Below are 13126 nucleotides of genomic sequence, written 5' to 3'. Positions count from 1 at the left end.
CCATGCCCGCTCCCGCACCGCCCCCGTGGCGCACCGTCGTCCTCTCCCCGCACTTCGACGACGCCGTCCTGTCGCTCGCCGGGCTGCTGCCCGCGCTGCCGGGACCCGTCGCCGTCGTCACCGTGTTCGGCGGCGCCCCGGCGCCCGGAGCCCCCACCTCGTGGTGGGACGGCACCTGCGGCTTCGCCTCCGCCGCGCAGGCCCACCGGACCCGCCGCGACGAGGACGCCCGGGCCCTGGCCCGGCTCGGAGCCGAACAGGTCGTCCTCGACCATCCCGACGGTCCGTACGGCGACGGCGGCGAACCGTACCTCCTCGACGCCTTCCTGGAGGACCTCGCCCCCGGCACCCGGGTCCTCGCCCCGCTCGGCAGCAACCAACCCGACCACGAGAGCGTGCGGCTGCGCGCCACGAAGGTCCTCGCCGCCCTCGACGCACCCGCCCCGTGGGTCTACGCCGACCTCCCCTACACCGGACACCTGCCCGAATGGGGCACCGACGCGGCGAGCACCGCGCTGGCCCGGAGCCCGATGTGCGGGCTCGCCTACCAGGAACTGCTGCGGAGCCACCGCACCACCGTCCGCCACGAACTGCTCCTGAGCGACGAGCAGTGGCAGGCCAAACACGAGGCCGTGCTGTGCTACGCCTCCCAGCTCGCCGCGCTCGTCCCCGACCACGGCACCTTCCTCGCCCGCACGGGACCCCTGCGGGCCGAAGTGATCTGGGAACTGTCGCCCCTGGACCCGCCGTGCTGACCCCCGACCGCCCCACCGCGCCCGTCCCCGGCCCGGCACCCGCACCCGACCTCGCGCTCCCGCAGGACGGGCCCGTCGAGGACCCGCGCCCCGTCGTGATGGCGGCCACCGGCCTGATCAAGGAGTACCGCCGCGGCCGGGCCGTCGACGGCGTCGGTTTCACCGTCCGCGCGGGGGAACGCCTGGGTCTGCTCGGGCCGAACGGCGCGGGCAAGACCACGACGCTCCTGATGTGCCTCGGAGCCGTCGAGCCGGACGCGGGCCGGGTCGAGATCCTCGGCAGGAACCTCCACGGCAACCGGGCCGCGGCCATGCAGGGCGTCGGCTTCGTCGCCGGCTACCTGCCCCTGCCCGACCGGGTCAGGGTGCGCGAGTACCTGCGGCTGTACGCCGACCTGTACGGGCTGCGCGCCCCCGGCGCCGCCGTGGACCGGGTCCTGACCCGGTTCGGCATCGAGCACCTGGGCGTCGCCATCGGCACCGAACTGTCCAGCGGGCAGCGCACCCTGGTGGGTATCGCCAAGGCCGCCCTCCACGAACCCCGACTGATGATCCTGGACGAGCCGACGGCCTCCCTCGACCCCGACATCGCGCTGCGCGTCCGCACGGCGCTGCTGGCCCTCTCGGCGGAACAGGGCACCGCCCTGCTCGTCACCAGCCACGACATGGTCGAGGTGGAACGGCTCTGCGAGCGGGTGATGTTCCTGCACGGCGGGCGGATCGCCGCCGACGGAACGCCCGCCGAGGTGGCGCACCGCTTCGGCCGGGCCGACCTGGAGGGCGTCTTCCTGCACCTGGCCGAAGAACGCGACCGCGAAAGGGCCACCGCCCGATGAAGACCCCTCCCCGTCCCCTCCCGGCACCGCACCGCCCCGCACCGGACACCGCCCCTCCGGCCCTGCGCTCCCCGGCCGCCGCGTCCGCGCACCGGGTGCGCGCCGTGGCCCGCAGGCACTGGCTGGTGCTCAAGCGCAGCCCGCACCGCTTCTTCGACGTGCTGGTCTGGCCGCTCGTCGACACCCTGCTCTACGGGTCCATCGGCCTGTTCGCCGCCCAGGCGGCGGGCACCGACCCGGGAGCCACGACCGCCGTCGCGGTCTACCTGCTCAGCGGAACGGTCCTGTGGCACCTGGTCCACCAGACGCAGATCTCGCTCGCCACCGGATTCCTGGAGGAGACCTGGTCCCGCAACCTCCTGGGCCTCCTCGCCACCCCCATGAGGGAATGGGAGTACCTCGCCGGCGTCGGCCTCTTCGCCCTGCTGCGCACCGCCGTCAGCACGATCGCGGTCGCCTCACTGGCTTTCGCGGCGTACGCCTTCGACGTCACGGCGCTGGGCTTCGGGCTGATCCCGGTGGCGGCCCTGCTGCTGGCCTGCGGCTGGTCGGTGGCCCTGCTGGTGGTGGGTCTGGTGCTGCGCCACGGCAGTGGGGCCGAGGCCCTCGTCTGGGGCGCCCTGTCCGTGGTGATGCCGTTGTCGGGCGTCTTCTACCCCGTCTCCACACTGCCGGCCGCGCTGCGACCGCTCGCCGAGATCCTGCCCACGACGCACGTGTTCGCCGCCGGGCGGGCGCTGACCGGGGGAGGGGCGATGCCCTGGCGGGAACTGGGCACGGCCACCGCCGGGACGCTCGTCCTGATGCTGCTCAGCCTGTTCGCGCTGAGCCGGATGATGCGCTCCTTCCGCAGGCGGGGTCTGGTGACGCGGTACTCCTGACGCGGGGTCAGCGGACGACCGTCCCCGGGTGGCTCCAGCGGAACTCGGCCTCCGGGAACCGTGGCGAGGGGCCGTCCAGCAGCGGGGAGGGCAGGTTCCGCAGGAAGCGGTCGAAGAACGCCCGGGTGTAGGCGCGGACCAGCCGGGCCGACCTGGCCGGTGGCAGGGTGCCGAGGAGTTCGGCGTACAGCTCGTCCGGCCAGGCCGCCGGGAGTCCGCCCGCCGCGGCGAAGTGCGGCAGGTCGGTGAAGGTCAGGTGCCCGGCGCCGGCGATCCGCACCTGGCGGGCCCAACCGTGCGGGTGGTCGCGCCACCGCCGCCAGGTCTCGTGGTCCTCCAGTGCGGTGAGGAGCATGTACGGCCGCTCCAGGCCCTGTTCGGCCACCGGCGAGCCGAAGAAGGCGCCGTCCAGACCGAGTCCGGCCCGGAACCGCCGGTCCACGCGCAGCGCCTCGGCCGCGGCCGACCCGCCCATGGAGTGGCCGAGGACCCCGATCCGCGCGGGGTCGGCCCGAGGCCATTCCCAACCTGCCGCGCCGCCCCGCGGCCTGAGGAGTTCACCGGCCAGGAAGCGCAGGTCGTCGACCCGGGCCCGGATCTCCAGACGCTCCTGGGCGTCCCAATCGGCGGGCTCCTCGGGCAGGACGCCGCGTACGATCCGGCCGCCGGGGAACTCGACGACCGCGGCGTCGAAGGTGTGGTCGACGGAGGCGACGAGGTAGCCGTGCGAGGCCAGGTCCTCGGCCAGGGCGGTGCAGTTGGCCCGCCCTCCCGCGCGGCCGTGGCCGAGCAGCAGGAGCGGCAGCGGGCCGTGCGCCGCGGGGGCCGCGTCCCGGGCGTGGGGGCGGACGGCGGCCAGGGTGCCGGTGGTGAGGGGGAGCCCGGACTCCAGGTCGGCGGCGACCGCGGCGGTGGTGTAGGGGGCGCGGGGGCGCCCTGCCCTGCCGAGGGCGGGGTACCAGAGCTGCACCATCAGTTCGCGCGCGCGGCGATCCGGGGCGAAGGGGTCCTCGCGCGAGGCGTCGATGAGGTGGAGGGTGCGGGTGCCGACGGGGCGGGGTGCGGTGGGGGCGGGCAGCGGCAGCGCGGCGGCGGCCTGGGCGGCGGTCGTGGGCAGCAGCGCGCCACCGGCGGCCGAGCCGGCGAGCAGCAGAACGGAGCGACGCGTGATCATCATCCACCCTCGGGGAAACGGCGAACCTGACGACGCCCCAACGTAGTTGGTCTGGACCAATTTGCCCAGAGGGTCTCCAGTCGCCCGACAGGGCTTCGGCGTCAAGGGCTCCGGCTCCTGTCGACCGCGACCGGACGTCGGATCGTCAGGTGCACTGGTGGTACACCCTATTGGTGCGTACTATGGGTTCATGCCACTGCCTCGTTTCCACCGCCTGCCGGTCGAACGCCAGGAGCACCTCCTGGCCGTCGCCCGGCGTCACTTCGCCGAGTACGGTCCCGAAGCGGCCTCGTACAACAAGATCATCGAAGCGGCGGGCGTCTCGAAGACCGCCGCCTACCAGTACTTCGACGGCCGGGAGGACCTCCTGGAGGCCGTCCTCGACGGAGTCCGCGGCCGACTGCTCGACGCCCTGGGCCCCTGGGTGCCCGCCGAGGACCCCGAGGACTTCTGGGCCGGACTGGCGGCGGGCTCCCGGGCGCTGGTGACCCACCTGCACGCGAACGCCGACGACCTGGCGCTCGCCGGCGCGGTCGTGGCACGGACCCGGGGTGGTGAGAGCCCCCGCTGGTTCGAGGACGTCGTCGGCGACGGGCAGCGGCTCGGCGTCGTCCGGACCGACATCGACCACGACCTGCTGGTGTCCGCGACCGCCGCCGTCTTCCAGGCCGTCGACGCCTGGGCACTGGCCGCCCTGCGGAGCGGGGCGCCGGACACCGGGGACGGGGACCGCCAACTGCGCGGCCTGCTGCGAGGACTGTGGAGCACGCCCGAGGGCGAGGTGACCGACCGTGCGCACTGACCTGGGCGTCAACTGGGAGATACCCCCCACCCCGGCCGGCCGGGCCGGAGCGCTGGAACGGTTCATGGGGCCGGGCAGGAGTCGCGCCGAATCCGCCGTGGAAGCAGCCGGTGGCGCCGTGTGCGCCGCGGTGCTCGCTGCCGGGATCTGGGCCCTCGGGGGCCACGCAGACTGGTCCGGGGTCCAGTTGGTCGTCGTCGCGCTGGCCGGCCTCGACCTCATCGGGGGCGTGCTCACCAACTCCACCAATGCGGCCAAACGCTGGTACCACCGCCAGGCGGACGGCGCCAGACGCGTGCGCCTCCTCTTCGTCGGCGCCCACCTGCTGCACCTGGCCGCCGTCGGGCTGATCGTGCTGTCCGGCGACGGGGCCTGGACCCTCACCAACGCCGCCGTGCTGCTGACCGGCGCCGTCGCCGTGGAGTTCACTCCCGTGGAGGTCAAACGCCCGGTCGCGATGGCCGTGTTCATGCTCGCCGTCCTCATCAACCTCTTCTGGCTGACGGTGCCCACCGCGCTGGCCTGGTTCGCCCCGCTGTTCTTCCTGAAGCTGCTCGTCTGCCACCTCGTCCCCGAGGCCCCGCTCGAACGGCGCCGCGATGCCTGAGCCCGCTCCCGTCATCGACGACCGCCCGCCCGTGGCCCGCTGCGCCGCAGTGCTGGCCGACGCGTTCGCCCGGGAACCCGCGACCTCCTGGATCTGCGGCACCTCGGACTCCGTCCGGGCGCACTGGTTCGCGGCCACCCTTCACACCCAGTCCACTCTCCCCGGAGCCCGCCGCCACGTCCTGACCGCCCCGGACGGCCGGCCCGTCGCCGCCGCGGTCCTCACCCCGCCCGGGGCGATCCCGGGCGCCGGCGCCCGGGCCGGCTGGGCCACCCGTACGCTCCTGCGCGGCGGCCCCCGCACGCTGCGGCGGACCCTGCGCTACCTGGAGGCCGCGGAGGCCGAAGCCCCGCAGGGGGCCTGGACGTTGGAGTTCATCGGGGTGTCGCCGGCGGCCGCCGGGCGCGGCCACGGACGGCTGCTCCTGGACCACGTCCTCGCCGGGACCCCGGGCGCGGCGGGCACCTTCCTCACCACGGCGGACCCGGCCAACGTCGGCCTGTACCGGCACTTCGGCTTCACCGTGCTGCGGCACCTGTCCGTCGGTCCGTTGCGAGTGACGTCGATGCACCGCCCCGCCACCACCTAGGCGATCAGTCCGGTGCCGCCGCGCCGTCGGCGGGCCCGACCGAACCGCGTTCACGTCGGGCGCCGTTGGGCGCGGGCACTCCTCCCCCGGGGGCCGGCCGGGCGGAGGACAGAAGGGGGTCGTCGAGGATCACCAGCCGGTATCCCGTACGGCGGCCCCTGTCGCGCGCCGGACGACGGCGCGGACCCGAGCCGTTCCCGCGCGGCGACCGGGCCCGTTGGGCCGCGGCGATCAGGGCCGCCACGGGTGGCGCCTCGGCGCGCAGGCGGTTGAAGCGGCGGACCGAGATCCCCACCAGGCCCGCCGCCACGGGCCAGGTCGCCCCCTTGCGGATCGCGTTCAGGACCAACCGGAGGGCCGCCGGGGTCGGCGCCGCACCCGGTCCGAGGCCGTGCGCCGCCGCCAGGGCCTGCGCGGAGCGGATCGCCTCCGCGAAGCTCGCGTCCAGGTCGAGCCAATCGCGCAGCATGTGCTCGGGTATGCCCGCCGCCGCTGCGCAGCCCGGGATGGTCAGTCCCTGGGCCGCGCCCCGGACGGCCTCCGCCATGTGCGCGACGGTTTCCTCGCGCTGGCTGGGTGTGCGGCGAAGGACTTCGCGCAGGGACCGGTCGATCTGCTCCTGCGAAGTGATCCACGCCAGTATGCGATCGGCCCACTCGTCCTGTTGGGCCTGGTGCGCCGGGTCGTCCACCATTCCGTACCCCCAATGATTAGGCAAGCCTAACCTAATGGTCTTTGCGGGTGGGGGAGTTCGGAGGACCGCCCACGGCCGGGAGGGCGTGGGTCAAGCGGCGGTCCAGCCACCGTCCATGGGGAGCGAGGCGCCCGTGACGTGGTCGGTGTGCGGGCCGCAGAGCCACAGGGCGGCGGCCGCGACCTCCTCCGGTTCGATCAGCCGCTTGATGGCCGAGCCGCGGAGCAGTACCTCGCCGACGACCTGTTCCGGCGGGATCCCGTGGGCCTCCGCCTGGGCGGCGATCTGTCGCTCCACGAGCGGTGTGCGCACGTACCCGGGGTTCACGCAGTTGCTCGTCACGCCGTGCGGCGCGCCCTCCAGGGCGGCGACCTTGCTGAGGCCCTCCAGGGCGTGCTTGGCGGCGACGTAACCGGACTTGAAGGGGCTCGCCCGCAGACCGTGCACGCTGGAGATGTTGACGATCCGGCCCCAGCCGCGCCGGTACATGTGCGGCAGCGTGCGGCGCAGCAGCAGGAACGGGGCGGTGACCATCACCTTCTGGAGGCGGTCGAAGAGCTCCGGAGGGAAGTCCTCGATGGCCGCGACGTGTTGCAGTCCGGCGTTGTTCACCAGGACGTCGAGCTCCGCCGGCAGGGACGCGACGGCGGCGGGATCGGCCAGGTCCGCGGTGTGGGCCCGCCCGTCCACCCGCCGGGCCACCTCCGCGGCGGCCCGTGCGTCGACGTCCACGACGTGGACGAAGGCCCCCGCGTCCGCCAGGGCCTCGACGCAGGCGCGCCCTATGCCACTGCCGCCGCCGGTCACCAGGGCCGTACGCCCGCTCAGTGAGCCCGCCGGGGGCCCGGACGTCGTTCCACCGAATCCGTTCGTCATGACCCGAACGTTAGGGACGGGCGCCCCGGGCTGCCGATGTGCGCCGCCGCCACAGTCGGGGCCCGGGACATGGCCGCGGCCACCACCGGTGTCCGCGTTCCGGTCCCGCTGCGGTCGTTGGCGCGCGGTCGACGGGGGTCATAATTCCGCCATGAACATGATGGGACTGCGACTGTTGCTCGCGACCGTGCTCTTCGGGGCGGCGCTGAGCGGATGCTCCTTCCTCTCGCCCTTCACCACCTGCGAGGGCACCGGTCCCGAGGTGGCGGCCCTCGACGAGCTGTCGGCCCTGGACCTGCACCCACCGGGGGCCACGCCCGTCGGTGGCGGCTCGGCGGACAGCGCCACCTGCACCGACGACAGCGGGGACGCCTGGCTGAGCGCGGACCGGCTGTACGTGTACGACGGGAGCGCCGAGGACGTGCAGGCGTACTACGCGCGGGAACTGCCGGCGGCCGGCTGGCACCCGCCCAGGCGGGTTGGGGCGGCGGTGGCGGGCCGGACCCCCCTCACCTGCTACGAGTCCCCGGACCGGCCGAGCGTCACCGTCGCTTTCGAGACACCCGCCAATCTCCGGGAGTTCTACGGCGTGGACCCCGGCCCGGCGCCGGCCGGCTCCGCGTCCCGGGTCTGGATCCACCTCTTCGCCGAGGCGTCGACCGACGGATCGCGCATGGACTGCTGGTAGGCCCTGTCGTCGATCGACGACAGGGCCCTGCCGGGGGCGGACCGCGGGTGGTGGGGGCGGTCGCGCTCAGCGCCTGAGGATCCGGCGTGCGAGCCGGTTCCCGAGGAACTGGGCGGACTGCACCAGCCCGATGAGGACCAGTACCGTCACCACCATGACCGAGGTGTCGAACCGCAGGTAGCCGTAGGTCATGGCCAGGTTGCCGACCCCGCCGCCGCCGACCGTCCCGGCCACCGCGGAGAAGTCGATGAGCGCGACGAGCATGAAGGTCAGCCCGAGCACGAGCGGCCCGAGGGCCTCGGGCACCAGGACGGTGAGCAGGATGCGCAGCGGGCCGGCCCCCATCGAGCGGGCCGCCTCGATGACGCCCGGTTCGACGGACAGCAGGTTCGACTCGACGATCCGGGCCATCCCGAACGTCGCCACGATCGTCATCGGGAAGATCGCCGCATCGGTTCCGATCATCGTGCCGACCACCGCCCGGGTCACCGGTGCCAGGGCCACGATCGCGATGATGAACGGGACGGGGCGGATGACGTTGATGAACGTGCCCAGGACCGCGTGCACGATCCGGTTCGGCAGGACACCTCCCTTGCGGGTGGCGTACAGCGAGAGCCCGACGACCAGGCCGCCGACGGTGGACAGGGCCAGTGTGATCAGCACCATGTAGACGGTCTCGCCGGTCGCCTCGACGACCTTGGGCCAGAAGGTGCTCCAGTCGGCCTTCACGCGACACCCGCTTCCCGGCCCGCGCCGGCCGCCGTGCCTGCCGTGCCCGCCGCGAGTCCGGCGGCCACCGCCTCCACGGCCGCCTCCTCACCCCGCAGCGCGATGGTCACGCTGCCCAGGGGTCTGCCGCGGACCTCGCCGACACCGCCGTGGACGAGGGAGAAGTCCACGCCGTGCGCGCGCAGCAGCGGTGAGAGGCCTTCCAACGGCGGAGCCCCGTCGACCACCGGAACCGTGACCAGCCGCCCCGGGTGGCGGGCGCGCAACCGGTCCAGGAGCGGGCCGTCCGGTTCGCCGTGCAGCGCCGAGCGGACGAACGCGGTGGTGGTGCGGTGGCGCGGCCGCGCGAACAGCTCGTAGACCTCGCCGCTCTCCACGATCCGGCCGTCCTCCATGACGGAGACCCGGTCGCACAGGGAACGGACGACCTCCATCTCGTGGGTGATCAGGACGATGGTGACGCCCAGCTCGCGGTTGACCCGGCGCAACAGGGCCAGTACCTCCTGGGTGGTCTGCGGGTCCAGGGCCGAGGTGGCCTCGTCGCACAGCAGCACCTTGGGACGGGTGGCCAGGGCGCGGGCGATGCCCACGCGTTGGCGCTGCCCGCCGGACAACTGCTCGGGATGGCGCTTGCCGTAGCCGGACAGCCCGACGAAGTCCAGCGTCTCCTCGGCGCGCGCCCGGGCGGCGGCGCGATCCGTTCCGGCGAGGCGCAGCGGGTAGAGCACGTTGCCGAGGACCGTGCGCGAGCGGAAGAGGTTGAACTGCTGGAAGATCATGCCGATATCGCGGCGGATCGGACGCAGCGCGCGCTCGCCGAGCGCCGCGAGGTCCTGGCCGTCGACGAGGACGCTGCCCGACGTCGGCTCCTCCAGGCCGTTGACCAGCCGCAGGAGGGTCGACTTGCCGGCGCCGCTGTGGCCGACGACGCCGTGGACGGTGCCCGCCGCGACGGACAGGCTCACGCCGTCGACGGCGCGGGCGCCGCCCGGGAACTCCTTGTGGACGTCGCGCAGTTCGACGGCGGCGGTCACCGCCCCAGCTGCTTCGCGACGCGGTCCAGCTCGGCCCTGAGCTCGACGGCGGGCAGCTCGATGTGGTGGGCCGTGCCGTTGCTGGTGCGGCGGACCTCGTCCTGAACGGGCTTCGACGCGTACAGCTTCACGATCCTCGCGTAGTCCGCGTCGTCCTTCTCGTTCGCGCGGGCGGCGATGACGTTCAGGTAGGGAACGGCCTGCGGGCCGGCCGGATCGTCCTTGAACAGGGCGGTCCCGGCTTTGATGCCCGCGAGCTCGGCGACCCCGTCGTTGATGATCGCGGCGTCGGTGTCCTTGAGCGTGCGGGGAGTCTGCTGGGCGTTGACCGGTGTGAGCTTGATGCGCTTGGGGTTGGCGGTGATGTCGTCGGGGGTGGCGAACAGCCCGGCGTCCTTCTTGAGCTCGATCAGCTTCGCCTGCTCCAACACCCGCAGGCCGCGGCCCTGGTTGGCCGGGTCGTTGGGCAGTGCTATCTCCGCCTGTTCGGGGAGGTCCGCGAGCGCCTTGTGCTTCTCGGAGTAGAGGCCGAGGGGTACGACGGTGGTCGCGGCGATCGGTGCGATGTCGGTCTTGTTCTCGGTGTTCGACTGCGCGAGGAAGACCAGGTGCTGGAAGGCATTGAGCTCGATGTCGCCCGCGCCGAGGGCCTTGTTGGGCAGCGAGTAGTCGTCGAAGACGACGGTCTCGACCGTGAGCCCCTCCTTCTTCGCCTCCGTGGCGAGGACGTCCCACTCGGGGGAGTCGCCCGCCACGCCCACCCGGATGCGCCGTTCGTCGGAGTCGCCGGCTCCGCAGCCGGTGACGAGGAGCGCGAGTACGGTGGCGGACGTCGCGAGGGCGAGGAGGGCGCGGTGGCGCGGGGATTCAGCAAGCATCGTGGGATCCAGTGGTAGACGAAACGCGTCGAGCGAGGTACCTACGAACAGTAGGCATGGATCCCGTTATTGACTTGGTTTGAAAGATCGTATTCACGATCCTGCAATGAATCTCAGGTGATGGGTGCGGCCGGGGCAGTGGCCTGGGTAGTGGCCGGTGCCGGGGGAGTGTGCGCGGGTCCGGGTACGCCCGCCGGGTACTCCTCGCCCAGCACCGTGTCGAACAGGCTGGTGACCTCCTGCGCGGTCAGACCCTGCTCGCGCGCCTCGCGCATCCACTCGCCCAGCCGTGCCCGTACGGGGGACTCCGGCGCGGTTCGCGGGGTCGCCAGGGTCCGGGTGATGAAGGTGCCGGATCCCTGCCGGACTTCGACGAGTCCGGAGCGCTCCAGTTCCCGGTAGGCCTTGAGGGTGGTGTTCGGGTTCACCTTCGTGGTGGCGGCCACCTGCGCCGCGGTGGGCAGCTTGTCGCCCTCGGTCAACGCCCCCATGTGGAGCGCCTGCTCCACCTGGTGGACGATCTGGAGGTAGGCGGGCAGGCCGCTGCGTCGTTCGATGCGGAACACGACCACGGTGCCCGCCTCCTTGATCCTCGTAGTTTTTCGCTCAGCCTAGGTGCTCGCCGACCTACAGCCGGCCCTTGCGTGCCCGTACCACGCACACCCCCAGGAACAGCGCGGTCAGTACCAACAGAAGTCCCGTGGCGGTCCACTGCATGCCCACCATCTGATCGCGGTTGAAGTAGTCCCGGACGGTGTTGACGATGCCGAGGTCGCTCCGGCACTTCTCGGGCGAGGCGTCGCTGACGCAGGTGGACCAGCCGTGGAGCTTGCCCGACGCGGTACCGACCCACTGGTCGACCTCGACCCCGCCGTCGAGTGCGGCCGGCGTGGCGCCGTCGAGGGGCCAGGCAAGCCGCCGCGGCGTGGCGAGTTCGTTCCGGAAGGCGGAGCCGGCGGTCAGGCCGATGCCCGCGATCAGGAACGTCGCGACCATGGCGGGCGTGACCCGCCGCGCCAGAGTTCCGACCGCCATGCCGAGCGCGGTGGCGCACAGGGTGGTGGCCACCAGGACCGGACCCGTGGTGTCGAACAGTGCCCCGGACAGCCAGTCGTTGGGGGCGGCGGCCCCCAGGGACCTCCACCACCAGCCGTAGAGCAGGCTCAGGACCGCCGCCGGAACGGTCACCACGATCAGGGCGAAGGACATCTTGGCCAGCAGCCACTGGAGCCGCGAGACCGACTGGGTGACGACGAGCCGTCCCGTCCCGTTCTCGTGGTCCGCCGCGATCAGCGGTGCGCCGAGGAAGGCTCCGAGCAGGATGGGGAGGGCGCCCAGCGTCCCTCCGGCGGAGTTGAGGTCGTTGGCCACCCGGTTGGTCAGGTCCGAGGGGAGGGCGTCCACCGACTTGGCGGGCCAGCCGGCGGCGTGCAGGGAATCCAGCATCGCTCCGCGCTGGTAGATGATCCAGGCCGCTCCGAGGAGGGTGATCACGAGGCAGGACAGGAGGGCCGCGCGGTGCTGGTGGACCATGAGCCAGGCCAGTCCGCGCAGCGCGCGGGGACCGGACGGCTTGCGGCTGCGGATCGCGGAGCCCTGGGCGAGCGTGCTCATGCGGCGTGGTCCTCTCGGTGGTCGGGGACGGAGGTGGGGGACAGCAGGGCCGGAGCCTGCGGCGAGCGGAGGTAGGCCAGCAGCACTTCCTCCAGGCTCGGCTCGGACGTCTGCCATTCGCCGCCGATCCACCCCTGTCGACGCACGAGGGCGGTGAAGTGGCGCCCGGACGTGCGGGCTTCGATCAGGGTGTGGGTGCCCAGGGAGGCGGGCAGCGCGCCGGTCTCGTCGGTCACGCCCGTCACCACCGTGTGCTGGGGGACCAGCTCGTCGGTGTCGCCCGCCATCCGCACGCGCCCGTCGGCGAGGACCAACAGGTGGTCACACATGTCCTCGATCTCGCTCAGCAGGTGCGAGGAGAGCAGGACGGTGGTTCCGTTCTCGGCGGCCTCGGCGAGCAGCAGCGAACCGATCTCGTCCCGGGCGACCGGGTCGAGATCTGCCATCGGCTCGTCGAGGAGCAGCAGTTCGGGCCGCTTGCCGAAGGCGAGGGCGAGGGCCACGCGGGTGTGCTGACCGCCCGAGAGGTCCGCGATCCGCGCGTCCATCGGAACGTTGCCGGCGCGCACGATCCGTTCGGCGACCTCCGGGTCCCAGCCGGGATTGAGTTCCTGTCCCATGCGCAGGGTCCGGGCCACGGTGAACCGCTTGAAGAGCGGCTTGTCCTGGCCGAGGTACGCCCAGCGGGTCCTGGTGTCGGGAGAGCCGACGGGGAGGCCGAAGATCCTCAGTTCGCCGGCCGTCGGCTCGACGAGCCGGGTCGCGAGGCCGAGCAGGGTGCTCTTGCCGGCGCCGTTGGGTCCGACCAGGGCGGCGATGCGGCCGGCGGGAATCCGGAAGCTGCATTCCCGCAGGGCCCACCCCCCGCGGTACCTCTTGCCCAGCCCGTGTGCCTCGACGGCCCACGGGTAGTCGGCCGTGTCGGAATCGGTCGTACGGCGCACGGCGTCCCCCCTTTCCACAAATCCA

At 73.0% G+C, this 13126-nt stretch carries 16 protein-coding genes; 7 read left to right on the top strand and 9 right to left on the bottom strand.

The features are described 5' to 3' along the window. The first annotated feature begins 2 nt into the window (after positions 1-2). Genes ACZ58N_RS00400 through ACZ58N_RS00390 form a run of 3 tightly spaced genes read left to right on the top strand, consistent with a single transcriptional unit; the run spans position 3 to position 2472 of the window. Positions 3-755 carry a PIG-L deacetylase family protein gene (locus ACZ58N_RS00400; protein ID WP_471153742.1) on the top strand — a complete coding sequence of 251 codons (753 nt, stop codon included), beginning with the start codon at positions 3-5 and terminating at the stop codon, positions 753-755. Next, positions 749-1591: an ABC transporter ATP-binding protein gene (locus ACZ58N_RS00395; protein WP_471153739.1), complete on the top strand. Its 843-nt coding sequence runs from the start codon at positions 749-751 to the stop codon at positions 1589-1591. The genes ACZ58N_RS00400 and ACZ58N_RS00395 overlap by 7 nt, the downstream gene beginning before the upstream one ends. After that, positions 1588-2472 carry an ABC transporter permease gene (locus tag ACZ58N_RS00390; RefSeq protein ID WP_471153737.1) on the top strand — a complete coding sequence of 295 codons (885 nt, stop codon included), beginning with the start codon at positions 1588-1590 and terminating at the stop codon, positions 2470-2472. The genes ACZ58N_RS00395 and ACZ58N_RS00390 overlap by 4 nt, the downstream gene beginning before the upstream one ends. 7 nt (positions 2473-2479) lie before the next feature. On the opposite strand, the gene ACZ58N_RS00385 is transcribed toward ACZ58N_RS00390, so the two are convergent. After that, the gene (locus ACZ58N_RS00385; RefSeq protein WP_471153734.1) at positions 2480-3649 is read right to left on the bottom strand and encodes an alpha/beta hydrolase; all 1170 of its coding nucleotides are present in this window, start codon (positions 3647-3649) and stop codon (positions 2480-2482) included. Positions 3650-3836: 187 nt separating this feature from the next. Here ACZ58N_RS00385 and ACZ58N_RS00380 point away from each other — a divergent pair, with 187 nt between their 5' ends. From ACZ58N_RS00380 to ACZ58N_RS00370, 3 genes are read left to right on the top strand one after another with little or no spacing between them, the layout of a single operon-like run. Continuing rightward, the gene (locus tag ACZ58N_RS00380; RefSeq protein ID WP_471153731.1) at positions 3837-4448 is read left to right on the top strand and encodes a TetR/AcrR family transcriptional regulator; all 612 of its coding nucleotides are present in this window, start codon (positions 3837-3839) and stop codon (positions 4446-4448) included. Then, entirely contained in the window at positions 4438-5055 is a 618-nt protein-coding gene (locus ACZ58N_RS00375; protein WP_471153729.1) for a hypothetical protein, read from the top strand. The genes ACZ58N_RS00380 and ACZ58N_RS00375 overlap by 11 nt, the downstream gene beginning before the upstream one ends. Continuing rightward, positions 5048-5644, top strand: a complete 597-nt coding sequence (locus ACZ58N_RS00370) for a GNAT family N-acetyltransferase (RefSeq protein ID WP_471153727.1) — start codon at positions 5048-5050, stop codon at positions 5642-5644. The genes ACZ58N_RS00375 and ACZ58N_RS00370 overlap by 8 nt, the downstream gene beginning before the upstream one ends. Before the next feature lie 4 nt (positions 5645-5648). Here the strand turns inward: ACZ58N_RS00370 and ACZ58N_RS00365 are convergent, their stop codons facing one another. Further along, positions 5649-6338, bottom strand: a complete 690-nt coding sequence (locus ACZ58N_RS00365; RefSeq protein ID WP_471153725.1) for a hypothetical protein — start codon at positions 6336-6338, stop codon at positions 5649-5651. Positions 6339-6428: 90 nt separating this feature from the next. Then, positions 6429-7214 (bottom strand): 3-hydroxybutyrate dehydrogenase, encoded by a 786-nt coding sequence (locus tag ACZ58N_RS00360; RefSeq protein WP_471153723.1) that lies wholly within the window; start codon positions 7212-7214, stop codon positions 6429-6431. 151 nt (positions 7215-7365) lie between these two features. Between ACZ58N_RS00360 and ACZ58N_RS00355 the strand changes: the two genes are divergently transcribed. Next, positions 7366-7902 carry a hypothetical protein gene (locus ACZ58N_RS00355; protein ID WP_471153720.1) on the top strand — a complete coding sequence of 179 codons (537 nt, stop codon included), beginning with the start codon at positions 7366-7368 and terminating at the stop codon, positions 7900-7902. A 66-nt stretch (positions 7903-7968) separates the two neighbouring features. On the opposite strand, the gene ACZ58N_RS00350 is transcribed toward ACZ58N_RS00355, so the two are convergent. The 6 genes from ACZ58N_RS00350 to ACZ58N_RS00325 all read right to left on the bottom strand — a co-directional run bounded on the left by ACZ58N_RS00350 (position 7969) and on the right by ACZ58N_RS00325 (position 13101). Then, a complete protein-coding gene (locus ACZ58N_RS00350) occupies positions 7969-8631 on the bottom strand; it encodes a methionine ABC transporter permease (RefSeq protein ID WP_471153717.1) in 663 nt (220 codons plus the stop codon). After that, the gene (locus ACZ58N_RS00345) at positions 8628-9665 is read right to left on the bottom strand and encodes a methionine ABC transporter ATP-binding protein (protein WP_471153715.1); all 1038 of its coding nucleotides are present in this window, start codon (positions 9663-9665) and stop codon (positions 8628-8630) included. The genes ACZ58N_RS00350 and ACZ58N_RS00345 overlap by 4 nt, the downstream gene beginning before the upstream one ends. Next, positions 9662-10543 carry a MetQ/NlpA family ABC transporter substrate-binding protein gene (locus ACZ58N_RS00340; protein WP_471153712.1) on the bottom strand — a complete coding sequence of 294 codons (882 nt, stop codon included), beginning with the start codon at positions 10541-10543 and terminating at the stop codon, positions 9662-9664. Before ACZ58N_RS00340 ends, ACZ58N_RS00345 begins: the two co-directional genes overlap by 4 nt. A gap of 113 nt (positions 10544-10656) precedes the next feature. Then, complete coding sequence (locus ACZ58N_RS00335) at positions 10657-11115, bottom strand: GntR family transcriptional regulator (protein ID WP_471153711.1); 459 nt, start codon at positions 11113-11115, stop codon at positions 10657-10659. A 55-nt stretch (positions 11116-11170) separates the two neighbouring features. Further along, positions 11171-12157: an ABC transporter permease gene (locus ACZ58N_RS00330; RefSeq protein ID WP_471153708.1), complete on the bottom strand. Its 987-nt coding sequence runs from the start codon at positions 12155-12157 to the stop codon at positions 11171-11173. Further along, positions 12154-13101 carry an ABC transporter ATP-binding protein gene (locus tag ACZ58N_RS00325; protein WP_471153705.1) on the bottom strand — a complete coding sequence of 316 codons (948 nt, stop codon included), beginning with the start codon at positions 13099-13101 and terminating at the stop codon, positions 12154-12156. The genes ACZ58N_RS00330 and ACZ58N_RS00325 overlap by 4 nt, the downstream gene beginning before the upstream one ends. Positions 13102-13126 lie beyond the last annotated feature (25 nt).

The organism is Streptomyces sp. NPDC040432, assembly GCF_055595445.1.
Note: the sequence above shows the minus strand (reverse complement) of the source record. Positions and strands in the feature narration are given on the sequence as shown.